Annotated in this window: 17 protein-coding genes and 1 other RNA gene; 9 read left to right on the plus strand and 9 right to left on the minus strand. The window is 74.2% G+C overall.

Annotation, left to right across the window (positions count from 1 at the left end; genetic code table 11):
- Positions 1 to 60: 60 nt before the first annotated feature.
- Positions 61 to 1,068 carry a Gfo/Idh/MocA family protein gene (locus PUR26_RS12415; RefSeq protein ID WP_329872065.1) on the plus strand — a complete coding sequence of 336 codons (1,008 nt, stop codon included), beginning with the start codon at positions 61 to 63 and terminating at the stop codon, positions 1,066 to 1,068.
- Here the strand turns inward: PUR26_RS12415 and PUR26_RS12420 are convergent.
- The gene (locus PUR26_RS12420; protein WP_329872067.1) at positions 1,055 to 2,692 is read right to left on the minus strand and encodes an alkaline phosphatase D family protein; all 1,638 of its coding nucleotides are present in this window, start codon (positions 2,690 to 2,692) and stop codon (positions 1,055 to 1,057) included. The genes PUR26_RS12415 and PUR26_RS12420 overlap by 14 nt on opposite strands.
- Positions 2,693 to 2,788: 96 nt before the next feature.
- On the opposite strand from PUR26_RS12420, the gene PUR26_RS12425 reads away from it, so the two are divergent.
- Together PUR26_RS12425 and PUR26_RS12430 are read left to right on the plus strand one after the other, a co-directional pair.
- Complete coding sequence (locus tag PUR26_RS12425) at positions 2,789 to 3,541, plus strand: SDR family oxidoreductase (protein ID WP_329872069.1); 753 nt, start codon at positions 2,789 to 2,791, stop codon at positions 3,539 to 3,541.
- 432 nt (positions 3,542 to 3,973) lie between these two features.
- Entirely contained in the window at positions 3,974 to 4,336 is a 363-nt protein-coding gene (locus tag PUR26_RS12430) for a hypothetical protein (protein ID WP_329872071.1), read from the plus strand.
- Positions 4,337 to 4,511: 175 nt separating this feature from the next.
- On the opposite strand, the gene rnpB is transcribed toward PUR26_RS12430, so the two are convergent.
- Positions 4,512 to 4,912: RNase P RNA component class A (gene rnpB / locus PUR26_RS12435), an RNA gene on the minus strand.
- A gap of 131 nt (positions 4,913 to 5,043) precedes the next feature.
- Here rnpB and PUR26_RS12440 point away from each other — a divergent pair.
- Positions 5,044 to 5,841 carry a MerR family transcriptional regulator gene (locus tag PUR26_RS12440; RefSeq protein ID WP_329872073.1) on the plus strand — a complete coding sequence of 266 codons (798 nt, stop codon included), beginning with the start codon at positions 5,044 to 5,046 and terminating at the stop codon, positions 5,839 to 5,841.
- A gap of 20 nt (positions 5,842 to 5,861) precedes the next feature.
- Positions 5,862 to 6,470: a hypothetical protein gene (locus PUR26_RS12445; protein WP_329872075.1), complete on the plus strand. Its 609-nt coding sequence runs from the start codon at positions 5,862 to 5,864 to the stop codon at positions 6,468 to 6,470.
- Here the strand turns inward: PUR26_RS12445 and PUR26_RS12450 are convergent.
- Positions 6,421 to 7,860, minus strand: a complete 1,440-nt coding sequence (locus PUR26_RS12450; protein WP_329872077.1) for an RNB domain-containing ribonuclease — start codon at positions 7,858 to 7,860, stop codon at positions 6,421 to 6,423. The two genes, PUR26_RS12445 and PUR26_RS12450, sit on opposite strands and share 50 nt — an antisense overlap.
- 157 nt (positions 7,861 to 8,017) lie before the next feature.
- On the opposite strand from PUR26_RS12450, the gene yaaA reads away from it, so the two are divergent.
- Together yaaA and PUR26_RS12460 are read left to right on the plus strand one after the other, a co-directional pair.
- On the plus strand, positions 8,018 to 8,800 hold the full coding sequence (gene yaaA / locus PUR26_RS12455) for a peroxide stress protein YaaA (protein WP_329872079.1): 783 nt from the start codon (positions 8,018 to 8,020) through the stop codon (positions 8,798 to 8,800).
- 76 nt (positions 8,801 to 8,876) lie between these two features.
- Positions 8,877 to 9,503 (plus strand): bifunctional 4-hydroxy-2-oxoglutarate aldolase/2-dehydro-3-deoxy-phosphogluconate aldolase, encoded by a 627-nt coding sequence (locus PUR26_RS12460; protein ID WP_329872081.1) that lies wholly within the window; start codon positions 8,877 to 8,879, stop codon positions 9,501 to 9,503.
- A 225-nt stretch (positions 9,504 to 9,728) separates the two neighbouring features.
- Here the strand turns inward: PUR26_RS12460 and PUR26_RS12465 are convergent, their stop codons facing one another.
- From PUR26_RS12465 to PUR26_RS12480, 4 genes are all read right to left on the minus strand, one after another.
- A complete protein-coding gene (locus PUR26_RS12465; protein WP_329872083.1) occupies positions 9,729 to 10,607 on the minus strand; it encodes a GNAT family N-acetyltransferase in 879 nt (292 codons plus the stop codon).
- Positions 10,608 to 10,731: 124 nt separating this feature from the next.
- Positions 10,732 to 12,063, minus strand: coding sequence for a bifunctional RNase H/acid phosphatase (locus tag PUR26_RS12470; protein WP_329872085.1), 1,332 nt, complete (start codon positions 12,061 to 12,063; stop codon positions 10,732 to 10,734).
- Positions 12,063 to 12,806, minus strand: a complete 744-nt coding sequence (locus PUR26_RS12475; RefSeq protein WP_329872471.1) for a zinc ribbon domain-containing protein — start codon at positions 12,804 to 12,806, stop codon at positions 12,063 to 12,065. The genes PUR26_RS12470 and PUR26_RS12475 overlap by 1 nt, the downstream gene beginning before the upstream one ends.
- Positions 12,803 to 13,621, minus strand: coding sequence for a Nif3-like dinuclear metal center hexameric protein (locus PUR26_RS12480; RefSeq protein WP_329872086.1), 819 nt, complete (start codon positions 13,619 to 13,621; stop codon positions 12,803 to 12,805). The genes PUR26_RS12475 and PUR26_RS12480 overlap by 4 nt, the downstream gene beginning before the upstream one ends.
- A gap of 302 nt (positions 13,622 to 13,923) precedes the next feature.
- On the opposite strand from PUR26_RS12480, the gene PUR26_RS12485 reads away from it, so the two are divergent.
- Positions 13,924 to 15,081 carry a hypothetical protein gene (locus PUR26_RS12485; RefSeq protein ID WP_329872088.1) on the plus strand — a complete coding sequence of 386 codons (1,158 nt, stop codon included), beginning with the start codon at positions 13,924 to 13,926 and terminating at the stop codon, positions 15,079 to 15,081.
- Positions 15,082 to 15,879: 798 nt separating this feature from the next.
- Here PUR26_RS12485 and PUR26_RS12490 read toward each other — a convergent pair.
- On the minus strand, positions 15,880 to 16,098 hold the full coding sequence (locus tag PUR26_RS12490) for a hypothetical protein (protein ID WP_329872089.1): 219 nt from the start codon (positions 16,096 to 16,098) through the stop codon (positions 15,880 to 15,882).
- 263 nt (positions 16,099 to 16,361) lie between these two features.
- The gene (locus tag PUR26_RS12495; RefSeq protein WP_329872091.1) at positions 16,362 to 17,813 is read right to left on the minus strand and encodes an MFS transporter; all 1,452 of its coding nucleotides are present in this window, start codon (positions 17,811 to 17,813) and stop codon (positions 16,362 to 16,364) included.
- A 350-nt stretch (positions 17,814 to 18,163) separates the two neighbouring features.
- Here PUR26_RS12495 and PUR26_RS12500 point away from each other — a divergent pair, with 350 nt between their 5' ends.
- Positions 18,164 to 19,945, plus strand: a complete 1,782-nt coding sequence (locus PUR26_RS12500) for an MFS transporter (RefSeq protein WP_329872093.1) — start codon at positions 18,164 to 18,166, stop codon at positions 19,943 to 19,945.

The raw sequence follows: 19,945 nt of genomic DNA on the forward strand, positions 1-19,945 counted from the left end.
GTCCGCCCCTATGCTCTCAGCTCGTCCGGAGTGGTCGAGACCTCTTTTTTGGGGGCTGGAATGAGCAAGACCGTGCGATGGGGCGTGCTGGCGACGGGCGGGATCGCGGCGTCGTTCACGTCCGACCTGCTGGAGATGGCGGACGCCGAGGTGGTGGCGGTGGCTTCGCGTACGGCGGAGTCGGCGAAGGCGTTCGCCGACCGGTTCGGGATACCGAGGGCGTACGGCGACTGGGCGGGCCTGGTCGCCGACGAGGACGTCGACGTGGTGTACGTGGCGACGCCCCACTCGGCGCACCGGGCCGCCGCCGGGCTGTGCCTGGAGGCGGGCAAGCCGGTGCTGTGCGAGAAGGCGTTCACGCTGAACGCGCGTGAGGCCGAGGAGCTGGTGGGGCTGGCCCGGGGGCGCGGGCTGTTCCTGATGGAAGCCATGTGGATGTACTGCAGCCCGGTCATCCGGCGGATGGTGGAGCTGGTGCGGGACGGCGCCGTCGGCGACATCCGCACCGTCCACGCGGACTTCGGGATCGCGGGACCCTTCGAGGCCGGCCACCGGCTGCGCGATCCCGCGGCCGGCGGCGGGGCGCTGCTCGACCTGGGGGTGTACCCGGTGTCGTTCGCGCAGTTGCTGCTGGGTGAGCCCGATCGCGTACAGGCACAGGCGCTGCTGTCCCCGGAGGGTGTCGATCTGAACACGGGGATGCTGCTGGGCTGGGACACCGGGGCGACGGCCCTGCTGTCCTGCTCGATCGTGGCGGACACCGCGCTGACGGCGTCGGTGACCGGAACGGCGGGCCGGATCGAACTCCCGCGCGGCTTCTTCCATCCGGAGGGGTTCGTGCTGCACCGGGAGGGCCGGGAGCCGGAGGAGTTCCGCGTCGAAGGGCGACGGGACAGCCTCCAGCACGAGGCGGCCGAGGTCATGCGGTGCCTGCGGGCGGGCGAGACGGAGTCGCCGCTCGTTCCGCTGGACGGCACCCTGGCGGTGATGCGGACGCTCGACGCGGTGCGGGAGCGCGTCGGCGTCCGCTACCCGGGGGAGAACCGCGAGGAGCTCACGCCGGCTTGAGTCCCGGGTCGCCCGCCTCGGTCACGAACGACGCGGCCGTCGTGACCGGGGCGCCGGGTGTCGTCACCGCGGACACCGTCCGGAAGTCGGCGCGCGCCCGCTCGTCCGTGAGCGTGAGCGTCACGTAGCCGCGCCGCCCGTTGTAGAACTTCAGGTGCGGGTTGGCCCGGGTCAGGTCGTTCCAGTTGGCGGGCCTGTCCGCGCCGTCCTTGCCGCTGGACACCGAGGTGGCGACGATCTCCGTGCCGACGGTGCGGGACGCCGGATCGTCGAAGTCCTCCTTCAGGTCGAAGGCGTAGCCGACGTGGACATCGCCGGTGAGCACCAGCAGGTTGTCGATCCCGGCCGCCCTGGCCCCGTCCAGGACGCGGCGGCGGGAGGCGGGGTAGCCGTCCCAGGCGTCCATCGAGAGTTTGAAGTCGGGCGTCGGGACGTTGCGCCGCTGGGCGAAGGTGACCTGCTGCGGCAGCACGTTCCAGCGGGCGCGGGAGCCCTGCCACCCGTCCAGCAGCCAGCGTTCCTGGGCGGCGCCGGTCATGGTGCGCGAGGGGTCCTCGGACTCCGGCCCGGGGGTCTGCCAGCCGTCGCCGTACGCCTGGTCGGAGCGGTACTGGCGGGTGTCGAGGATGTCGAACTGGGCCAGCCTGCCGAACCGCAGCCGCCGGTACAGCCGCATGTCGGGCCCCTCCGGCCGCTGCGGCCGGCGCAACGGCTGGTTCTCGAAGTAGGCGCGGTAGGCGGCGGCGCGGCGCAGCAGGAACTCCTCGGGCGGCACGTCGTTCTCGGGGGTCCCGCCCGCGTAGTTGTTCTCGGTCTCGTGGTCGTCCCAGGTGACGACGAAGGGGTGGGCGGCGTGGGCGGCCCGCAGGTCCGGGTCGGACTTGTAGAGGGCGTAGCGCAGCCGGTAGTCCTCCAGGGTGACCGTCTCGCGGTTGAAGAGGGCGGGCAGGCGCCGGTCGGTGTAGCCGCGGGCACCGCCGGTCGCGTTGACCGCGTACTCGTACAGGTAGTCCCCGAGGTGCAGGACCACGTCGAGGTCCTCGTCGGCGAGGTGCTTGTAGGCGGTGAAGTACCCGTCGTGGTACGCCTGGCAGGAGACGGCCGCCAGTCTGAGTTCACCGACGCGGGCGCCTTCGAGGGGCGCGGTGCGGGTGCGGCCCACGGGGCTGATCCAGGAGCCCGCCCGGAAGCGGTAGTAGAGGACCCGGTCGGGGCCGAGGCCGGACACTTCCACATGGACGCTGTGGTGGAACTCGGGGTGGGCGGTGGCCCTGCCGCGTCTGACGATCCGGCTGAACCGCTCGTCGTGGGCGACCTCCCAGCCCACCTGGACCCGGGCGAAGGGCATCCCGCTGCCGGGCTCGTAGGGGCGGGGCGCGAGACGGGTCCACAGCAGTACGGAGGTGGGCATCGGGTCACCGGAGGCGACGCCCAGCGTGAACGGGTCCTCGGTGATCCGCCTGGCGTCGGCCTCGGCGGCGTGGGCGGAGCCCGGCAGGTTCACGGCGAAGGCGAGGGCGGCGGCCGCACCTGTCGTGGTCAGGAAGCGGCGGCGGTCGACGTGACGGCCGAAGTGCCGGGCGGCGGCGCGGAGTTCCGGGGCGTGTGCGGATGTGGGCGTCATGCGCCTCATTCGAGTTCACAGGGTTGTCGGGTACAGAACATCCACATGTCGGGAGGATGAGTTCCACGTGCCGGACCGTCCCGTACGCTGCGGCCCATGGACGCAGTGCGGAGGATCGCGGTGGTGACCGGCGCCGGTTCGGGCATCGGCCGGAGCGTGGCGGTCGCCCTGGCGCGGGAGGGATGGACGCTGGCGCTCGCGGGCCGCCGGGCGGAGCCCCTGGAGGAGACGGCGGCCCTGGCGGCCGGGGAGTCCCTGTGCCTGCCCACCGACGTGACGTCACCGGAGGAGGTGGCGGCGCTCTTCGGCGCCGTCCGCGAACGGTACGGCCGGGCGGACCTGCTCTTCAACAACGCGGGCAGCTTCGCCGGGGGCGGTACCCCGGTGGAGGATCTCACCTATGAAACATGGCGCGCGGTCGTGGACGTCAATCTCACCGGAGCGTTCCTGTGTGCCCAGGCCGCGTTCCGGCAGATGAAGGACCAGTCGCCAGGGGGCGGACGGATCATCAACAACGGCTCGATCTCGGCGCATGTGCCGCGTCCGCACTCGGTGGCCTACACGGCGACCAAGCACGCGATGACGGGCCTGACCAAGTCGCTGTCGCTGGACGGGCGTCCGTACCGGATCGCGTGCGGCCAGATCGACATCGGCAACGCGGCGACGGAGATGACCGCCCGCATGCAGACGGGTGTCACCCAGGCCAACGGCGAACTGGCGGCCGAGCCGGTGATGGACGCGGCGGACGTCGCCCGGACCGTGGCGCACATGGCGGCGCTGCCCCTCGAAGCGAACGTGCAGTTCGCCACGGTGATGGCGACGACGATGCCGTACATCGGCCGCGGCTGACCCCGCGAACGCGCACCCCCAGCCCTCTGGCTCTCACCAGCCGGGGGGCTGCTCGTCTCCCGGCCGACGGAGAGCGCGCCGGCTGCCGGCAGCGTTCGCCTCTTGCCTCCAGTGGAGTCAAGAGCAGGGCTTCAAGGCAACACGTTGCGGCGCTGCACATACAAAGCCCCTGGCCAACGCCTGCTTCTTGTCGGCGAGTTGGGCCTGTCGACCTGGTCGACTACGGGCGATCGGCGCCAGGCGCAGGGACCTCGACGAGGTGATGACGTACGCCCACGAGGCGCTGGATCCAGCCGGACGTTCGGACTCCGGGTACGTGGCCCGTAAGCTGCGAACGCCGCGGGTTGAGCTGCGACCTGTCGGCAGTGACGTGCGTGTGATCGAGCTGGACGCCGAGTTCGCAGAGTTGGCCGCCTGACGAGAGGGGACAGCGTGACGGAGGAGAACGGGAAGCGGTTCCGCGAGGCGTGGATCGCGGGCGTGCGGAAGCACTTCCCCGGCGAGCCGAAGCCGAGCTACGTCACCCCCTGGGCGGAGACGCCGGACTGGGAGCGCGAGGCAGCCGCAGCCGTGTGGGTGCAGATCGCGCAGTTCCTCGACGTTTCCGAGAGGCACGCGAAGCGGCTCACCCGTGAGCAGAAGGGCCGCTTCGTCGCAACGTGCTGGTCGGCTCAGATGTACCGGCACTTCGGCGACCCGAAGCCGGCGTACGTCGCCGACTGGCCCGAGCTGCCGGACTGGCAGAAGGAGACGGACAGCGACATCTTCGAGGCGGTCGAAGACGCCCTCTCCTAGACCCGCCTTGCCGTGCTTGGAGACCGCCTCGGCCGCCGCACAATCGCCACTCAGCACCGAGAAGCACCCGCAAACAGTCACGAAGAGTGAGCACGACAAGGCATCCCGCTTGGAACCAGGAAGGGCTCCTGACCAGGCAAAGCACCTGCCCAGGAGCCCTTCCCTGGCTCACCGACAGACGAGTCGGGCTGTACGCCGGGTTCTGTGCCCCGGGACCTCGCGGTCGTCGGGGCGACGGCCATCCATCTAGGGCCGGCGTTGCCGCCGGCCTCGTGCGGTCTACCCGCGGACTCGGGCGGGCAGCCCTCGAACGTCCGCGCAGGGCCGCTTCTCAGCGACCCCTCTTGACCTTGCTCCAGGTGGGGTTTACCTAGCCGCCTGAGTCACCTCAGGCGCTGGTGGTCTCTTACACCACCGTTTCACCCTTACCGGGAACCGAAGCCCCCGGCGGTCTGTTTTCTGTGGCACTGTCCCGCGGGTCACCCCGGGTGGGCGTTACCCACCACCCTGCCCTGTGGAGCCCGGACGTTCCTCGGGGAGATCCAGGGATCTCCACGCGGCCGCCCGCCCGGCTCGTCTGCCGTGCCGACCATGTTACCCGGCCGCCGCGCCGGATCGTCCTGCGCGGGCGCCCGCCACGCCCTCCCCCTCGTCCGTCCGCAGCCGTGCCTTGACCTTGTCGCGGCGTCAACGTTTCTACTGGGGCCATGCGGATCGGAGAGATCGCCGGGCTCGTCGGCATCACGGCACGGGCAGTGCGCCACTACCACCACCTCGGGCTGCTGCCCGAGCCCCGTCGGCTGGCCAACGGCTACCGGGACTACTCGCTGCGCGACGCCGTACTGCTGGCGCGCGTCCGGCGGCTCACCGAGCTCGGTCTCGGGCTCGACGAGGTACGGGACGTGCTCGCCGACGACGCGGGGCGCGAGCTGGTCGAGGTGCTGGAGGAGCTGGACGCCGATCTGGAGCGGCAGCAGGAGCACGTCCGCGAGCGGCGGGAGCGGTTGGCCGGGCTGCTGGAACCGGCCCGGGCGGGGCGGCTGCCCGCCGAAGGGCCGCTCTCGCCGCAGCTGGCCGGGTTGTTCGAGGACATGACCAGGGCGGCGGCCGCGCTGCCGGGGCCCGAGCCCGCGATGGCCGCCAGGGACCGGGAGATGCTGGCGCTGCTGGACGCCGTGGCGCCGGACGAGGAGGACGGGATGGCGCAGCTGGTGGCGGCCCTGCGGCGGACGATGCGGGCACCGGGCGCGGTGGAGCGGGCGTACGACCTGTACGCGCGGCTCGACGCCCTGGACGGCGCGGCGCCCGGCGATCCGGCCGTGGCGGAGACCGCGCGGGCGATGGCCGGTCTGCTGCCGGACGAGGTGGCGGAGCGGCTCAAGGACGCGGATCTCGACGCGGGGGCGTTCGAGGGGGCCTTCTTCGCGGAGTTCTCGGCCGCTCAGGCGGAGGCCGTGCGCCAGGCCCTCCAGCTGGTCGCCGAGCGCGGACGGGGGCAGCGGTGAGGGCGGCGGCGCTCCGGCGGGTGCCGCGCCCCGTCGCCCGGCTCGTCGGGCATGAGCTGCGACTCCTGGTGAGCCTGGTGCGCTGGGTGGCGCGGCGGCCGCACGGGGCCGGGCCGGGGGTCCGGTCGTTCGGACACGCCCGCGACCAGGCCGCCTACATGTACGGCTTCGCCTTCGTCTGCGTCGTGGAGACGGCCGGCATGTCCTGGCTGCTGAGCTCCTGGCCCGTGGTGCACGCGGTGGTGCTCGTCCTGGACGTGTACACGGTCCTGTTCGTCCTCGGGCTGCACGCGGCGTCGGTGACCCGGCCCCATCTGCTGACGGGCGACACCCTGCGGCTGCGCCAGGCCGGGCACGTGGATCTCGCGGTGCCGCTCGACCGGATCGCGGCCGTACGGCACGAGCCGCTGTTCACGCACGCCAAGGAGGACGGTGTGCTGAACCTGGCGGTCGCCTCCCAGACGTCGATCACCATCGCGCTGACCGAGCCCGTCACCGCCGTGCGGCTGCTGGGCCGGCCGTACCCCGTACGGCTGGTGCGCTGCCACGCCGACGACGCGCGGTCTCTGGTGCGGGCGCTCACGCGGGAGCGAACAGCACCTTCGCCGTCCCCGGATCCGCGCGGATGAGCCGCACCCGTACGCGTTCGCCGAGGGGCAGCCTCCCTCCGCCGTCGACGCGCGCGACCACCGCCGGGTCCTCCAGGTGGACGGTCCCGACGGTCGGGTCGTCCTCCCGTACGTCCACGACGTACGCGTCGAAGGTCTCGCCCACCCGTCCCTTGAGCAGGGCCGCCTCGACGACGTCGACGCTCTCGCGCTCGACCCGGTTGGCGCGCCGGGAGCCGTCCGCCATCTCCCGCGGGAGGTCGGGCAGCGCGGCGCGCACCCACTCGGGCGGTTCCTCGCCCGCCACGGCCGCCACGCACAGCTCGCCCGCGTACCGGTCGACCAGGCGCCGCAGCGGGGCGGTGCAGTGGGTGTACTCGTCGGCCACGGCGGCGTGGATCGTGGACCGCGGGATGTTCCCGTCGGTGAAGACGGTGTAGCCGGCGCCGCGCAGCAGGGTCGTGCACTCCTGGAGGAAGGCCGCGTGGCGGGCGACGGCCGGGTCGAGGGAGCGCACCAGGGCGGCGTACGAGACGTGGTGCGGCCAGTCGATGCGCAGGGCCTTCGCCGAGCGCCGCAGTCCGGCCACCGCGCCGTCGGGGGCGGTGGGCAGGGTACGCAGCACGCCGGTGCCGGCGGCGGTCATCAGATCGGCGGCGGCGGCTCCGGTGAGCAGGGAGATCTGGGCGTTCCAGGCCTCGGCGGGGCGCGGGGCGCGGTAGGCCAGGACGCAGTCGCCGTCGTGCTGGACGATCTCTTGCTCGGGGACGTTCAGGGAGATCCCGCCGCGCTCGACCTCCAGCTGCTCGCGGAGCCGTCCGATGTCCCGGAGCAGGGCGAGCGGCTCCTCGGCGGTGCCGTCGTCGATCCGCCGCTGGACGCCCGCGTAGTCGAGCCGGGCGCGGCTGCGGACCAGGGCGCGGCGTACGTCGGTGGCGACCCGGCGCCCGTGGGCGTCCAGGTCGATCCGCCACAGGAGGGCCGGGACCACCTGGCCGGGCAGCAGGCCGGCGGCGCCCTCGGAGAGCACGGGCGGGTGCAGGGGGATCCGCTCGTCGGGGAAGTAGAGCGTCTGGACGCGCAGGTGGGCCTCGGCGTCGACGGCGCCTCCGGGCCTGACGAAGGCGGCGACGTCGGCGATGGCGTAGTGCACCCGGTACCCGCCGTCGGCGCGGCGGCCGAGGTGCATGGCCTGGTCGAGGTCGCGGGAGCCCGGCGGGTCGATGGTGAAGAGCGGGATGTCGGTCGCGTCACGGCCGGGGAGGCGGGGGGTCTTGGCGGCGGCCTCGGCCTCGGCGAGGACGTCGGCGGGGAAGGACCCGGGGAGGCCGAGCTCGGTGCGCAGCGCCCGCAGGGCGGTCCGCACGGGAGCCTCGGCGGGAGCGGTCACACGCAGGGGGCGGCGGGGCATGGACCGAGCGTATGGCGCGGGGCGCACCGTGGCACTTTGTACGCTGGCGGACGGCTCCGGTTGTGCCCGGGGCCGTCCGAGGGGCCGTACCCCTTCCCGTACCGCACCGGACTTCCCCGTACCGGAAGCCGCCCGCCTCGCATGAAGGAGAACCGCCGTGCTCGTGCTCTTGCCCCCCTCCGAGGGAAAGGCCGCTTCGGGCCGGGGCGCGCCGCTGAAGCCGGACGCGCTGTCGCTGCCGGGGCTCGCGCCGGCGCGGGCGGCGGTGCTCGCGGAGCTGGTGGAGCTGTGCGCCGCCGACGAGGAGAAGGCGCGTGTGGTGCTCGGACTGAGCGAGGGCCTGCGGGGCGAGGTCGCGAAGAACGCCGGGCTGGCTTCGGCGGGCGCCCGCCCGGCCGGGGAGATCTACACGGGTGTGCTGTACGACGCGCTGGGCCTGGCGACGCTGGACGCGGCGGCGCGCGGGCGGGCGCGGGAGTCGCTGCTGGTCTTCTCGGGTCTGTGGGGCGCGGTGCGGGTGGACGACCGGATCCCGTCGTACCGCTGCTCGATGGGGGTGAGGCTGCCGGGGCTCGGCGCGCTGGGGGCGTTCTGGCGGGGCCCGATGGCGGAGGTGATGCCGGAGGCGGCCGGGGAGGGTCTGGTGCTGGACCTGCGGTCGTCGGCGTACGCGTCGGCGTGGAGGCCGAAGGGGGAGGTCGCGGGGCGTACGGCGACGGTCCGCGTGCTGCACGCGCCGACCCGCAAGGTGGTGAGCCACTTCAACAAGGCGACCAAGGGCCGGATCGTCCGGAGCCTGCTGGAGACCGGGGCCTCGCCGGCGACGCCGCGGGAGCTGGTGGAGGTGCTGCGGGACCTGGGGTACGAGGTGGAGGCCGAGGCTCCGGCGAAGGCGGGCAAGGCGTGGGAGCTGGACGTCCTGGTGGCGCAGATCCACTAGTTCCGCCACGGGGAACGATGTTGCAGAGGTTGCAACGCTCGTTGCGTGGGGTGGTGCTGCGGGGCAGGATGGCGGCATGACCTCCGCTCCGTCCGTGCTGGACCTCGCCCCCGTCGTGCCCGTCGTCGTCATCGAGGACGCGGCCGACGCCGTGCCGCTGGCGCGTGCCCTGGTCGCGGGGGGACTGCCCGCGATCGAGGTGACGCTGCGCACGCCCGCCGCCCTGGACGCGATCCGGGCGATCGCCGCGGAGGTGCCGGAGGCGGTCGTCGGCGCGGGCACGGTCATCTCGGCGGCCGGTGTGGACGAGGCGGTGTCGGCCGGCGCGCGCTTCCTGGTGAGCCCGGGGTGGACGGACGCCCTGCTGGAGGCGATGAGGTCCTCGGGAGCGCCCTTCCTCCCCGGTGTCTCGACCACCTCGGAGGTGGTGGCGCTGCTGGAGCGCGGGGTGCGCGAGATGAAGTTCTTCCCGGCGGAGGCGGCGGGCGGCACGGCGTATCTGAAGTCCCTGTCCGGACCGCTGCCGCAGGCCCGCTTCTGCCCCACGGGCGGGATCTCCCTCGCCTCGGCCCCCGCCTACCTCGGCCTGCCGAACGTGGGCTGTGTCGGCGGTACGTGGATGCTGCCCGCCGACGCCCTCGCGGCCGGCGACTGGGCGAGGGTCGCCTCCCTGGCACGTGAGGCGTCGGCACTGCGCTCCTGAGGCTCCGCCGGGCCGGGCCCCGGCCCGCCTGGGGCGAGGTTCCGGGGCGAGGTTCCAGGGACGCCGTTGCCCCGCGGGACGGCGCGACCGGGTCCGCCGCCGGGCGAGCGCCCCCGCGTACGGCGTCCGCGTCCGGGTCCGCGTCCGCGTCCGCGTCCGGGTCGCGCAGCACGCGACGCCATGACCTGTGGCGCCCGGTCCGGCGCTCCCCCGGGAGCGGCTGCGTCACCCGTCCCCGGCGAACGAGACGGCGAGGTGGTCGGCCAGCGGGCGGTAACCGAGGCGCCGGTAGAGCGCGTTGCTGGTGGGATTGGCCAGGTCGGTGAAGAGCAGGACGTGCCGGGCGCCCTCGTGCAGGGCGGCCCGGCCGACGGCCGCGGTGACACCGGCCGCGTAGCCCCGGCCGCGCAGCTCGGCCGGCGTGTAGACGACCGAGACGCGGGACTGACCGGCGACGAGCGGCGAGCGGGCCGCCATGGACACGGGCCGGCCGCCGTCCTCCCATACGTACAGGCCGCCATGGGCGACGCGGCGGGTGACGTCCGGCGTGTGGTCGGCCGTGGGGTCCTCGCCGATGTCCGCTGCGTACCGGCGCGTCCACGCCGCGACGAGCGGCACGTCCGACGGGGTGGCCCGTCGTGCGCGGCCGGACGGCGCGGGGTGCGGGGGCACCGGCTCGCCCAGCCGGAACAGTCGCATCCGGCGCGTGGCGGTCCAGCCGCCGGCCCCGCCCGCCCCACCCGCCCACGCGTCGGCGAACACCCGGGCGGACTCGTCCTCCCCCCGTACCGCCCGGACCGGGACGCCCTCGGAGCGCAGCGCCCGGGCCAGGGCGCGGGCGGCCGGCCCGGGCATCGGGCCCAGCTGCGGAAGGTGGGGCGGCACCTGGACGAACGCGGCCCCCACCGCAGCGCCCGCGCCCGGCCGCCACCAGCCGAACAGCGACGGGGGCCGGCCCGGCGCGGGGGCCTCGGCGCCCGCGCCGGGCCGGGACAGCGCCTCGCTGAGGGTGAGCAGGGCGGTGCAGCGGGCGGGGTCGCGCGCCAGGTGGTCCCCCGCGTTCCGGCGGAACTCCGCCACGTCGCCGCTGAAATGCCAGCTCATGGGGACCATGCTGCCGCACACCGGCCCCGCCGGGCACCGGGTTTTCCGGGGCGCTCGGCGGTGGCGGGCGTCAGGCCGGCGGAGGTGACGGCGGTGGCGGCGGAACCCCGCGGTGGCGGACGCGTCAGCGCAGGTGGGACGTGTCGTTCAGGAGGCGGACCGAGGCGTTGCCGTCCCGGTAGTAGGCCACCGCCGAGAGCGAGGCCGCGGAGAGCTCCATGCGGAACAGCGACTCGGGCGGGGCCCCCAGCGCCAGCCGGACCAGCGTCTTGATCGGGGTGACGTGCGTGACCAGCAGGACCGTACGGCCCGCATGGTGGGCCGTCAGCCGGTCGCGGGCGGCGGCGACCCGGCGCGCGACCGCCGTGAACGGCTCGCCACCGGTCGGGGCGGCCTTCGGGGAGGCCAGCCAGGCGTCCAGGTCCTCGGGGTGACGCTCGCGCACCTCCGCGAACGTCAGGCCCTCCCAGGCGCCGAAGTCCGTCTCGCGCAGGCCCTCGTCGATCCGGACGTCCAGACCGAGCCGGGCGGCGACGGTCTGGGCGGTCTGGCGGCACCGCAGCATCGGCGAGGAGACGATCTCCTGGATCGTGCCGCGGGCGGCGAGCGCCGCGGCGACGGCCTCGGCCTGGCGTCGGCCGGCCGCCGACAGTTCGGGGTCGCTCCCGCCGCTGCCGGAGAACCGCTTCTCGGGGGTGAGCGCCGTCTCGCCGTGCCGCAGCAGGACGAAGGTGGCCGGGGTGCCCAGGTCGGCGGGTCCCCAGCCGACCGTGGGAGCGGCCTGCTCGGCGGCGTCGGCGGCCGCGGCCGGTACCCCGTCGGTCCCGGCTTCCGTTCGCGCGCCGCCGGCCGGACGGGCGGGAGCGGTGAGCGCCGTCGCCGTCCGGGCGCCGACGGGTTCCGGGGCCGTACCGGCCAGGGCGGCGCGGGCCCGCGCGGCGCCCGCCGCGGCGTCGCCCACGACCCGGGCCGCGTCCTCGTCCCGCGCCGCGGCCGCGTCCAGGGCCGCCGTCGAGGCGGACGGCTCCCACTGCGCGCCCCGCTTGCCCGCGTCCATCGCCTCGTTGGCGAGCCGGTCCGCGTGCTTGTTCCGGTCGCGCGGGATCCACTCGTAGGTGACCTGGGGGGCCGGCAGTATCCGCGCGGCCTCCGCGGCGAGCGGCTTCATGTCCGGGTGCTTGATCTTCCAGCGTCCTGACATCTGCTCGACGACCAGCTTGGAGTCCATCCGGACCCTGACGCGGGCGTCGGGGGCGAGTTCGCGCGCCGCCCTCAGCCCGGCGATCAGCCCCTTGTACTCGGCGACGTTGTTGGTGGCGACGCCGATGTACTCGGCCGCCTCCGCCAGCGCCTCCCCCGTCTGCGGGTCCAGCACCACGGCGCCGTACCCGGCGGGCCCCGGGTTCCCCCGCGAGCCGCCGTCGGCCTCGACGATCAGTTCTCGCGGGGCGCCCATCACAGACCCGATTCGGCCGTACGGACCAGGATGCGGCGGCAGTTCTCGCAGCGTACGACGGCGTCGGCGGCGGCCGCGCGCACATCGTTGACCTCGGTGATGTTCAGCTCCAGACGGCAGCCCTCGCAGCGGCGCTGGTAGAGCAGGGCCGCGCCGACGCCGCCCTGCTGCTCACGGATCTTCTCGTAGAGCTTCATCAGATCCGCGGGGAGGGAAGCCGACACGAGCTCGCGCTCCTTGACGGCCGTCGCGGCCTCGCCGTCGAGCTGCTGCTGGGCGGCGTCACGGCGGGCCGTCGCGTCCTCGACCTTGCCCTGGACGGAGCCGACGCGCTCGGTGAGCTCGGCGACGCGCTCCTGCGCGGACTCGCGGCGCTCCATGACCTCCAGGACGACGTCCTCCAGGTCCCCCTGGCGCCTGGCCAGCGAGACGATCTCCTTCTGGAGGTTCTCCAGGTCCTTCGGGGAGCTGATCGCCCCGGAGTCCAGCCGCTGCTGGTTCCGGGCGGCGCGCTGACGGACCTGGTCGACGTCCTGCTCGGCCTTGGTCTGCTCGCGGGCGCAGTCGCTCTCCTCGGTCTGCGCGGCGACGAGCAGGTCACGCAGCTGAGTGAGGTCCTTGTTCAGGGACTCGATCTCGGCGTGCTCGGGGAGCGACCTGCGCTTGTGGGCGAGCTGCGACAGGCGCACGTCGAGTGCCTGGACGTCGAGGAGGCGGATCTGGTCGGCGGGCGCGGCGTTCAGTTGGGGGCTCCAGGAGAGGTGTGGTGGGCGGACCAGGGGTCGGTGACCGTCTTCGAGACGTGGACCCGCAGGTCCCAGCCGTGACGGTCGGAAATCTCGTCGAGCTGGGCTGCGGCCAGCTCGCACCAGGGCCATTCGGTGGCCCAGTGGGCGGCGTCGACCAGCCCCAGCGGTGAGTGCTGGGTGGCCTCGGAGGCCGGGTGGTGGCGCAGGTCGGCGGTGAGGAACGCGTCCACGCCCGCTGCCCGTGCGGCGTCGAAGAGGCCGTCTCCGGAGCCGCCGCTGACGGCGACGGTACGGACGGTGGCGTCCAGGTCGCCCGCGACGCGGATGCCCTGCGCGGTGGCGGGCAGTCGCTTGGCGGCACGCTCGGCGAACTCCCACAGGCTCTGCGGCCGGTCGAGCTCGCAGATCCGGCCGAGACCGTTCTCGGGTACGAGGGGGCCGACGACCCGCAGGTCCAGGGCCCCCGCGAGGGCGTCGGAGACACCGGGGTCGGCGGTGTCGGCGTTGGTGTGCGCGACGTGCAGCGCGATGTCGTTCTTGATCAGGGTGTGCACGACGCGGCCCTTGAAGTGGCCCGCCGCGACCGTCGTCGTACCGCGCAGGTAGAGCGGGTGGTGCGTGACGATCAGCTGGGCGCCGAGCTTCACCGCCTCGTCCGCGATCTCCTTGACCGGGTCGACGGCGAACAGGACTCGGGTCACTTCGGCGTCGGGGTCGCCGCAGACCGTGCCGACGGCGTCCCACTGCTCGGCCCGCTCGGGCGGCCAGAGGGCGTCGAGCGCGGCGATGACTTCAGACAGACGGGGCACGGAGGAAAGGCTACCTGTCCCGCGTGCCCCTTCGCCCTGGCCGGGGCGCCGGGACGCCTCCGGGCCGGGCAGGACCGGCGCCGGGGCGTGCCCCGGCCGAGGTCGGGCCGCCGCGCGGGCCGCGGTCCGAGCCACCGCCCGAGCCGCCGTCCGGGCTGTGGTCCGCCTTCCTTCGCAGCACAGACACCCCCTCACCTCCAGAGGAATCGGGACATGTCCACCCGTATGTGTGAAGCGGCATGACTCGCCCGGTTCGGCTGGGCGTGCGATAACTACCTTCAGTGGCCGGAGGTGACGACTCGATGACAGTCTGTGCCATCGAAGCCGCCGCGAAGGATGACGGCTCGCTCGCGCGTACGGATTTCGTGATCGCGGCGGACGGTGCCTACGCGGCTCGTCTGGCGGGCGAGGGCGAGGCGCTGTTCCCGGAGCGGTGGACGCTGTCCGGGCCGGAGCCGTACGCGGTCCCGCTCCCGCTCCGGCAGCCGGAGGACCCGCACGCGCAGCTGCTCCCCCTGGTGGACGGGCGGGTGCTGATCGCGCGCCGGGCGGGCGGGCGGTTCGTGTTCTCACTGCTCTACCCGACGGGGCCCGGGACCGGCGAGCTGTCGCTCGGATCGGTCGAAGCGGCGTCACTGCGACTGCTCCCGCCGTCACCGGAGGGCACCCGCGCCTACGCCACGGTCACCGGCGAACGCTCCACGACCGTCTGGCTGGTGGCGGGCGGCACCTTCGGGCCCGAGCGGGTCGCCGAGGTGGAGGGGCGCTGCTCGGGCGGGGTGTGGCTGGACCGTACGGGGCGGATGCTGGCCCTGGACCGGCGCCAGGACGGCGGACCGGTCAAGACGGTCGCGGTGGATCTGCGGCGGGGCGGCGAGACGACGCCGCTGCTCCAGATCACGGAGGAGAGCAACGACCGGCTGCTGCTGGCGGACGCCGACAGCGGGCTGCTGCTGATCCGTTCCGACGCCCCGTCGCCGGGGCACGACCGGCTGGGCTGGGGGGTGCTGGGCAGTACGCGGCCGGTGCGGTTCCCGGACTGCCTGCGGCCGGCCGATGTGGCGGTGACGCCGTTCGCCGTGCAGCCCGGCCAGGTGCTGATGCCCGAGGGCTGCTCGGTGGCGCTGCGGATCGACGGGGCGGCGGGCAGCTGGGTGGGGGTGTGGCGGCCCTCGGGACGGCGCCTCCACCAACTCGCCGCACCGCCCGGCTGGTTGCCCGGCACCGGGTTGTGGACGCGGGAAGGCGTTCTGCAACTCCCCTGCGCCACGCGGGCGGTGAGGTGCGCCCTGGCGCGGTGGGAGATGCCGGCCCCGGCTCCCGCGTCCGTAGCGGTCACACAACCGGCACAACCGGAATGCGCAGGTGGGGAACCGTCCGCGGACGGGACGACTCCTGGTGTGTGCAGGCCGGTGCCGTTGCAGCAGGCACCGCTCACCGGCCGCACCGCCCGCGGATAGACTCTCGGGCCGCACATCATCAGCGATCACTACGGGGTGACTTCCCACATGTCTGAAGCCAGCACCGACACGACCCAGGCGGGACCGCAGGGGGACGCTGGCGGCTCCGGAAAGCACCGAGGGGGCGCGTCGCCGAGGGAGGACTCGACGGCTCGGCCGCACGGCCGCCACCGCAAGGAGCACGACCACGGCGCCACGTTCTGACGGCCGCCGCGCGGATGACGGGGCCGCCCCGGGGTTCGTCCCCCCCGAGCGGCCCCGTCGCCGCTTCCCGTCCCCGCCGGGACGGCGGACGTCGGGTGTGCCCGGCTTCATGGGACGGGCCGGCCCGCCGTGGAACGCGGCGCGCGCGGGGCGCGGCGGGGGCGCGGTCGCGCGGAACCCGGCGCGCTCGGCGCGAAGCCGACCACCGCGTACGGCGGGCGGGGCGTCCGGAAGCGACGGTCGAGGCACCGTCGCGCGGAAGGTGCGGGGCGCGCGACGAAGTTCGTACGTCGTGCGGGCCGGCCCGCCGTGGAACGCGGCGCGCGCGGGGCTCGGGAACGCGCCGGGTGCGCGGAGTCGCGGGCTCCGGGCCTCACCGGGCGGCGTGGCGCGGCCGGCGGCGGCGCGTCGGCTCAGGCCCCGGGACCGCGGGGCGGCCGCCGGGAGCGGGTGCCCGGTCGCGGCCGGGCCCTCGGTCGGGGAGCCGGCCGTCCCCGGGGCCGGCCGGCTCCGGGGACGCTTCCGCTCACTCCCCCGGTGACCTCTCCCGGAGGGAGGAACCGGAGGCGGACCGGGGTTGTCGGGGCGTGGACCTCAGAGCTTGTCCATGCCTTTGTACGGGCTGACGATGCGCAGGCGTCCGGAGCCGAAATCGACGAGCGTCGCGATCCCGTCCTCGACACCGATGATCGTTCCCAGGCCGTGCCGGTCGTGCGAGACGCGGTCTCCCACGGCGAAGTGCTTGGTCGGAGCTGCGACAGGAGCTTTGAAGGGACTGGTGGGCAGATGGCGGCGGGGCGCGGAAGGCTTCATTTGCGGCAAGTATGCGCCACGTGAGGGCCTGAATGGCAGGGGTGTTCCGTGCCGACGTGCTGGATTCCGCTCCCGAATGGGCGTATCCCCAGGCCAGCGGGCGGGTCCTCGTGTCACCCCGGGGACGAGATGTCCGAGGATCACCCGCCGGTGGAGAGCCCGGAAGCCTGCCCGGACGCGCCGCGAGAGGTTGTGGGGTCTTCGGTCGGATCGGGCCGGATCGGTGAGCCCGGCCCGATCGACAGGACACTTCCTCGTAGGGGCTAGACCTCCGCTCGCCTCGGCAGCCACAGCAGCATCAGCACCGCGCCCGCCATCAGCACCCCCGTTCCGGTGCGGAACGCCAGTGCGTACCCGGCCGTGAGGGCCTCCGCGCTGGTCCCGCCCGCCGTGCGGGAGGCGGCGACGGTCGACAGGACGGCCAGGCCCAGCGCCCCGCCCATGGTCCGTGAGGTGTTGACGAGGCCCGATACGAGACCCGCGTCGCCGGGGGCCGCGCCCGACGTGGCCAGTGAGGCGAGCGGGGTGATGATCAGCCCGATGCCGGCCATCATCAGGATGCCGGGCCCGAGGATCGTCGTCGGATACGCGCCGTCGGCGTCCATCAGGGACTGCCATCCGAAGCCGGTGGCGGCGATCAGCGTGCCGATGACGGCCAGATTGCGGGCGCCGGTCGAGGGCATCAGCCGCGGTGCCAGCTTGGAGCCGACGATCACGGCGACCGAGCTCGGCACGAGGGCGAGCCCGGCCTCCAGCGGCGTGTAGCCGAGCACGTTCTGCGCGTACACGGTCATGAAGAACCACATGGCGAAGGAGGCGGATCCGCTCACGAGCATCGCCGCGTTCGCCGCCGACACCGCCCGGGACCGGAAGACCTTCAGCGGCATCAGCGGCTGCCGGGCACGCGCCTCCACCGCGACGAAGGCGGCCAGCAGCGCCGCCCCGCCGAGCAGCGGAAGCAGGGTTTCCGGCGCGCCCCAGCCCGCCGCCTCGGTCTGCACGATGCCGTAGGCGACGGCCGCCAGACCGCCGGTGACCAGCACCGCACCGGGCAGGTCGAGCCTCCGCCCGCCGCCTGTCCGGCTCTCCCGCACCCACAGGGCGGCGCCGATCAGCACCAGGACGCCGACCGGCACGTTGATCAGCAGCACCCAGCGCCAGGACAGCAGGTCGGTGAGGAGACCGCCGACGAGTCCGCCGGCCGCGCCGCCGCCCGCGCCCACCGCCGACCAGGTGCCGATCGCCCGGGTCCGGGCCCGCCCCGGCGGCACGGCGCCGGTCACGATGGTGAGCGTCGCGGGCGCCAGCACGGCGGCGCCGAGGCCCTGGACCGCCCGGGCGGCCAGCAGCTGCCAGCCCTCCTGGGCGAGCCCGCCGGCGACGGACGCGGCGGTGAACAGCCCGAGGCCGGCCAGGAACATCCGCTTGCGTCCGAACAGGTCCGCCGCCCGGCCGCCGAGCAGCATGAAGCCGGCGAAGGCGATCGAGTAGGTGTTGAGCACCCATTGGAGCCCGAGGGACGACAGGCCGAGGTCGGCGCGCATGGAGGGGAGCGCCACGTTCACGACGGAGACGTCGAGGACGACCAGGAACTGGCCCGCACAGGCGGCGAGGAGCACCGCCCAGGTGCGGGTGGGGCGCGGGGATCCGGGAGTTGAGGATATGGAGGCGTGGGCGGTGTCGGTGTCTGAGCGCGGCTGGACCATGCGCGTCATGGTCGCAGCTGGCCCCTGGCCCGTACATCCCGATATCGGACCAGCCGACGGGGGCCGTTGGTCCTAGGTCGTGTCCGGCAGGACGGCGGCAGGACGGCTTGGGGCCCCGGCAGGACGGCGGGACGGCTTGGGGCCCGGCGGGCCGCGGAGCCGGCCCCGGGACCGCGCGCACCGGGCCGTCCGGAGCGCGTTCTGTTTGACGGAGCGTCAGACACGGGCCCGTCATGATGGTTGATTAATGAACGGGTCAAGTTTTCCGCCGGTACGACGATCACAGGAATGACGGCCGCCCGGGAAACGGTTCATCGTGCACGTACCCCCTGTCCCCCCTGCTCCGGAGGCCGCCCGCGATGCCGCAGACGACGGACCCGCTCCTGCCCGACGATCCGGGCACGACCCGTGCGGGCGGAGGCGGCATCGTCGCCGTCCTCGCCTTCGCGGGCATCGTCGTCGCGGTGATGCAGACCCTGCTCGTACCGGTCATCAAGGACCTCCCGGCCCTGCTCGGCACCTCGCCGGGCAACGCCACCTGGGTCCTGACCTCGACCCTCCTCGCTGGCGCCGTCGCCACGCCGATCATGGGCCGGCTCGGCGACCTCCACGGCAAGCGGCGGATGCTGCTGCTGAGTCTCGCGGTCATGGTCGTCGGCTCGCTGGTCTGCGGGTTCACCAGCGACCTGATCGTCATGATCGTCGGTCGGGCGCTCCAGGGATTCGCGATGGGCGCGATCCCGCTGGGCATCGGCCTGATGCGCGACGGGCTGCCGCGCGAGCGGCTCGGCTCCGCCATGGCGCTGATGAGCTCCTCCATCGGTGTGGGCGGAGGGCTGGCGCTGCCGCTGGCGGCCCTGGTGGCCCAGAACGCCGACTGGCACACGCTGTTCTTCGGCGCGGCCGGACTGGGTGTGGTGTCGATCGCGCTCACCCTGCTGACCGTGCCGGAGTCCCCGGTGCGGGCCAAGGGCGGGTTCGACGTGGTGGGCGCGCTGGGCCTGACCGCGGGCCTGGTCTGCCTGCTGCTGCCGGTCACCAAGGGCAGCGACTGGGGCTGGGGCTCGGGCCGGACGCTGGGCCTGTTCGGCGTCGCGGCGCTCGTGCTGCTCCTCTGGGGCGTCTTCGAGCTCCGTACCGCCGCGCCGCTGGTGGACCTCCGCTCCACGGTCCGCCGCGAGGTGCTGCTGACCAACCTCGCGTCGATCATGGTCGGTGTCGCCTTCTACGCCATCTCGCTCGTCCTGCCGCAGCTGCTCCAGCTGCCCGAGTCGACCGGGTACGGACTGGGCCGTTCGATGGTCGTCGCCGGTCTGTGCGTGGCCCCGCTGGGTCTGACGATGATGTTCACGGCCCCGCTGTACGCGCGTCTCTCCGCGGCGTACGGCCCGAAGACCACGCTGCTGCTCGGGCTGCTGATCATCGCGATCGGCTACGGCGCCGGGCTGGGGCTGATGGGCGCGGCCTGGCAGACCGTCGTCGTCTCGGTGGTCGTGGGCGCCGGCATCGGCCTGGCGTACTCGTCGCTGCCCGCGCTGATCGTCGGCGCGGTCGACCCGTCCGAGACCGGCGCGGCCAACGGCCTCAACACCCTGATGCGGTCCATCGGCACCTCGGTGTCGAGCGCCGTCATCGGCATGGTGCTGGCCCAGACCGCGCACCACACGGGCCCGGTCGCGGTGCCCAGCATGGAGGGCTTCCGGCTCTCCTTCCTGATCGCCACCGGCGCGGTCCTCGTCGGCGTGGCGCTCGCCGCCTTCCTGCCGGGCCGGGCGCCGGCCGCGCGGCCGACGCTCAGGGCGAGCAGCGCGGACGGGGAGCCCACGCCGTCGGCGGGTCCCGGCTTCCGGGGCCGGGTGCTGAACGCGGACGGCGCTCCGGTCGCCCGGGCGAAGGTGACGCTGATCGACCGCCGGGGCCGTCGGGCGGGCGCCACCCTGTCCGGCCCCGACGGTGGCTACGCCCTGTCCGTACCGGACCCCGGCGCCTACGTCCTGGCCGTCACCGCGACCGGTCACGCCCCGCTCGCCGCCTCGGCCACGTTCGACGCCGACACCGACGGTGCCGGCGAGCGCGGCGGGGGCCGTTCGGTCGCCCTGGACCTGTCGCTGCCCTCGGCGGCCCCGACGCGGGCGGGCTAG

The organism is Streptomyces sp. SP18CS02, assembly GCF_036322365.1.
Classification (GTDB): Bacteria; Actinomycetota; Actinomycetes; order Streptomycetales; family Streptomycetaceae; genus Streptomyces.

Bases quoted from the DNA above. Each gene is read 5' to 3' on its own strand.
- PUR26_RS12470 (WP_329872085.1), bottom strand. From the start codon at position 12,063: ATGGGCGCCCCGCGAGAACTGATCGTCGAGGCCGACGGCGGCTCGCGG.
- PUR26_RS12450 (WP_329872077.1), bottom strand. From the start codon at position 7,860: ATGCCCCGCCGCCCCCTGCGTGTGACCGCTCCCGCCGAGGCTCCCGTG.
- PUR26_RS12495 (WP_329872091.1), bottom strand. From the start codon at position 17,813: ATGACGCGCATGGTCCAGCCGCGCTCAGACACCGACACCGCCCACGCC.
- PUR26_RS12485 (WP_329872088.1), top strand. From the start codon at position 13,924: ATGACAGTCTGTGCCATCGAAGCCGCCGCGAAGGATGACGGCTCGCTC.
- PUR26_RS12465 (WP_329872083.1), bottom strand. From the start codon at position 10,607: ATGAGCTGGCATTTCAGCGGCGACGTGGCGGAGTTCCGCCGGAACGCG.
- PUR26_RS12440 (WP_329872073.1), top strand. From the start codon at position 5,044: ATGCGGATCGGAGAGATCGCCGGGCTCGTCGGCATCACGGCACGGGCA.
- PUR26_RS12425 (WP_329872069.1), top strand. From the start codon at position 2,789: ATGGACGCAGTGCGGAGGATCGCGGTGGTGACCGGCGCCGGTTCGGGC.
- PUR26_RS12460 (WP_329872081.1), top strand. From the start codon at position 8,877: ATGACCTCCGCTCCGTCCGTGCTGGACCTCGCCCCCGTCGTGCCCGTC.
- PUR26_RS12490 (WP_329872089.1), bottom strand. From the start codon at position 16,098: ATGAAGCCTTCCGCGCCCCGCCGCCATCTGCCCACCAGTCCCTTCAAA.
- PUR26_RS12500 (WP_329872093.1), top strand. From the start codon at position 18,164: ATGCCGCAGACGACGGACCCGCTCCTGCCCGACGATCCGGGCACGACC.
- PUR26_RS12420 (WP_329872067.1), bottom strand. From the start codon at position 2,692: ATGACGCCCACATCCGCACACGCCCCGGAACTCCGCGCCGCCGCCCGG.
- PUR26_RS12415 (WP_329872065.1), top strand. From the start codon at position 61: ATGAGCAAGACCGTGCGATGGGGCGTGCTGGCGACGGGCGGGATCGCG.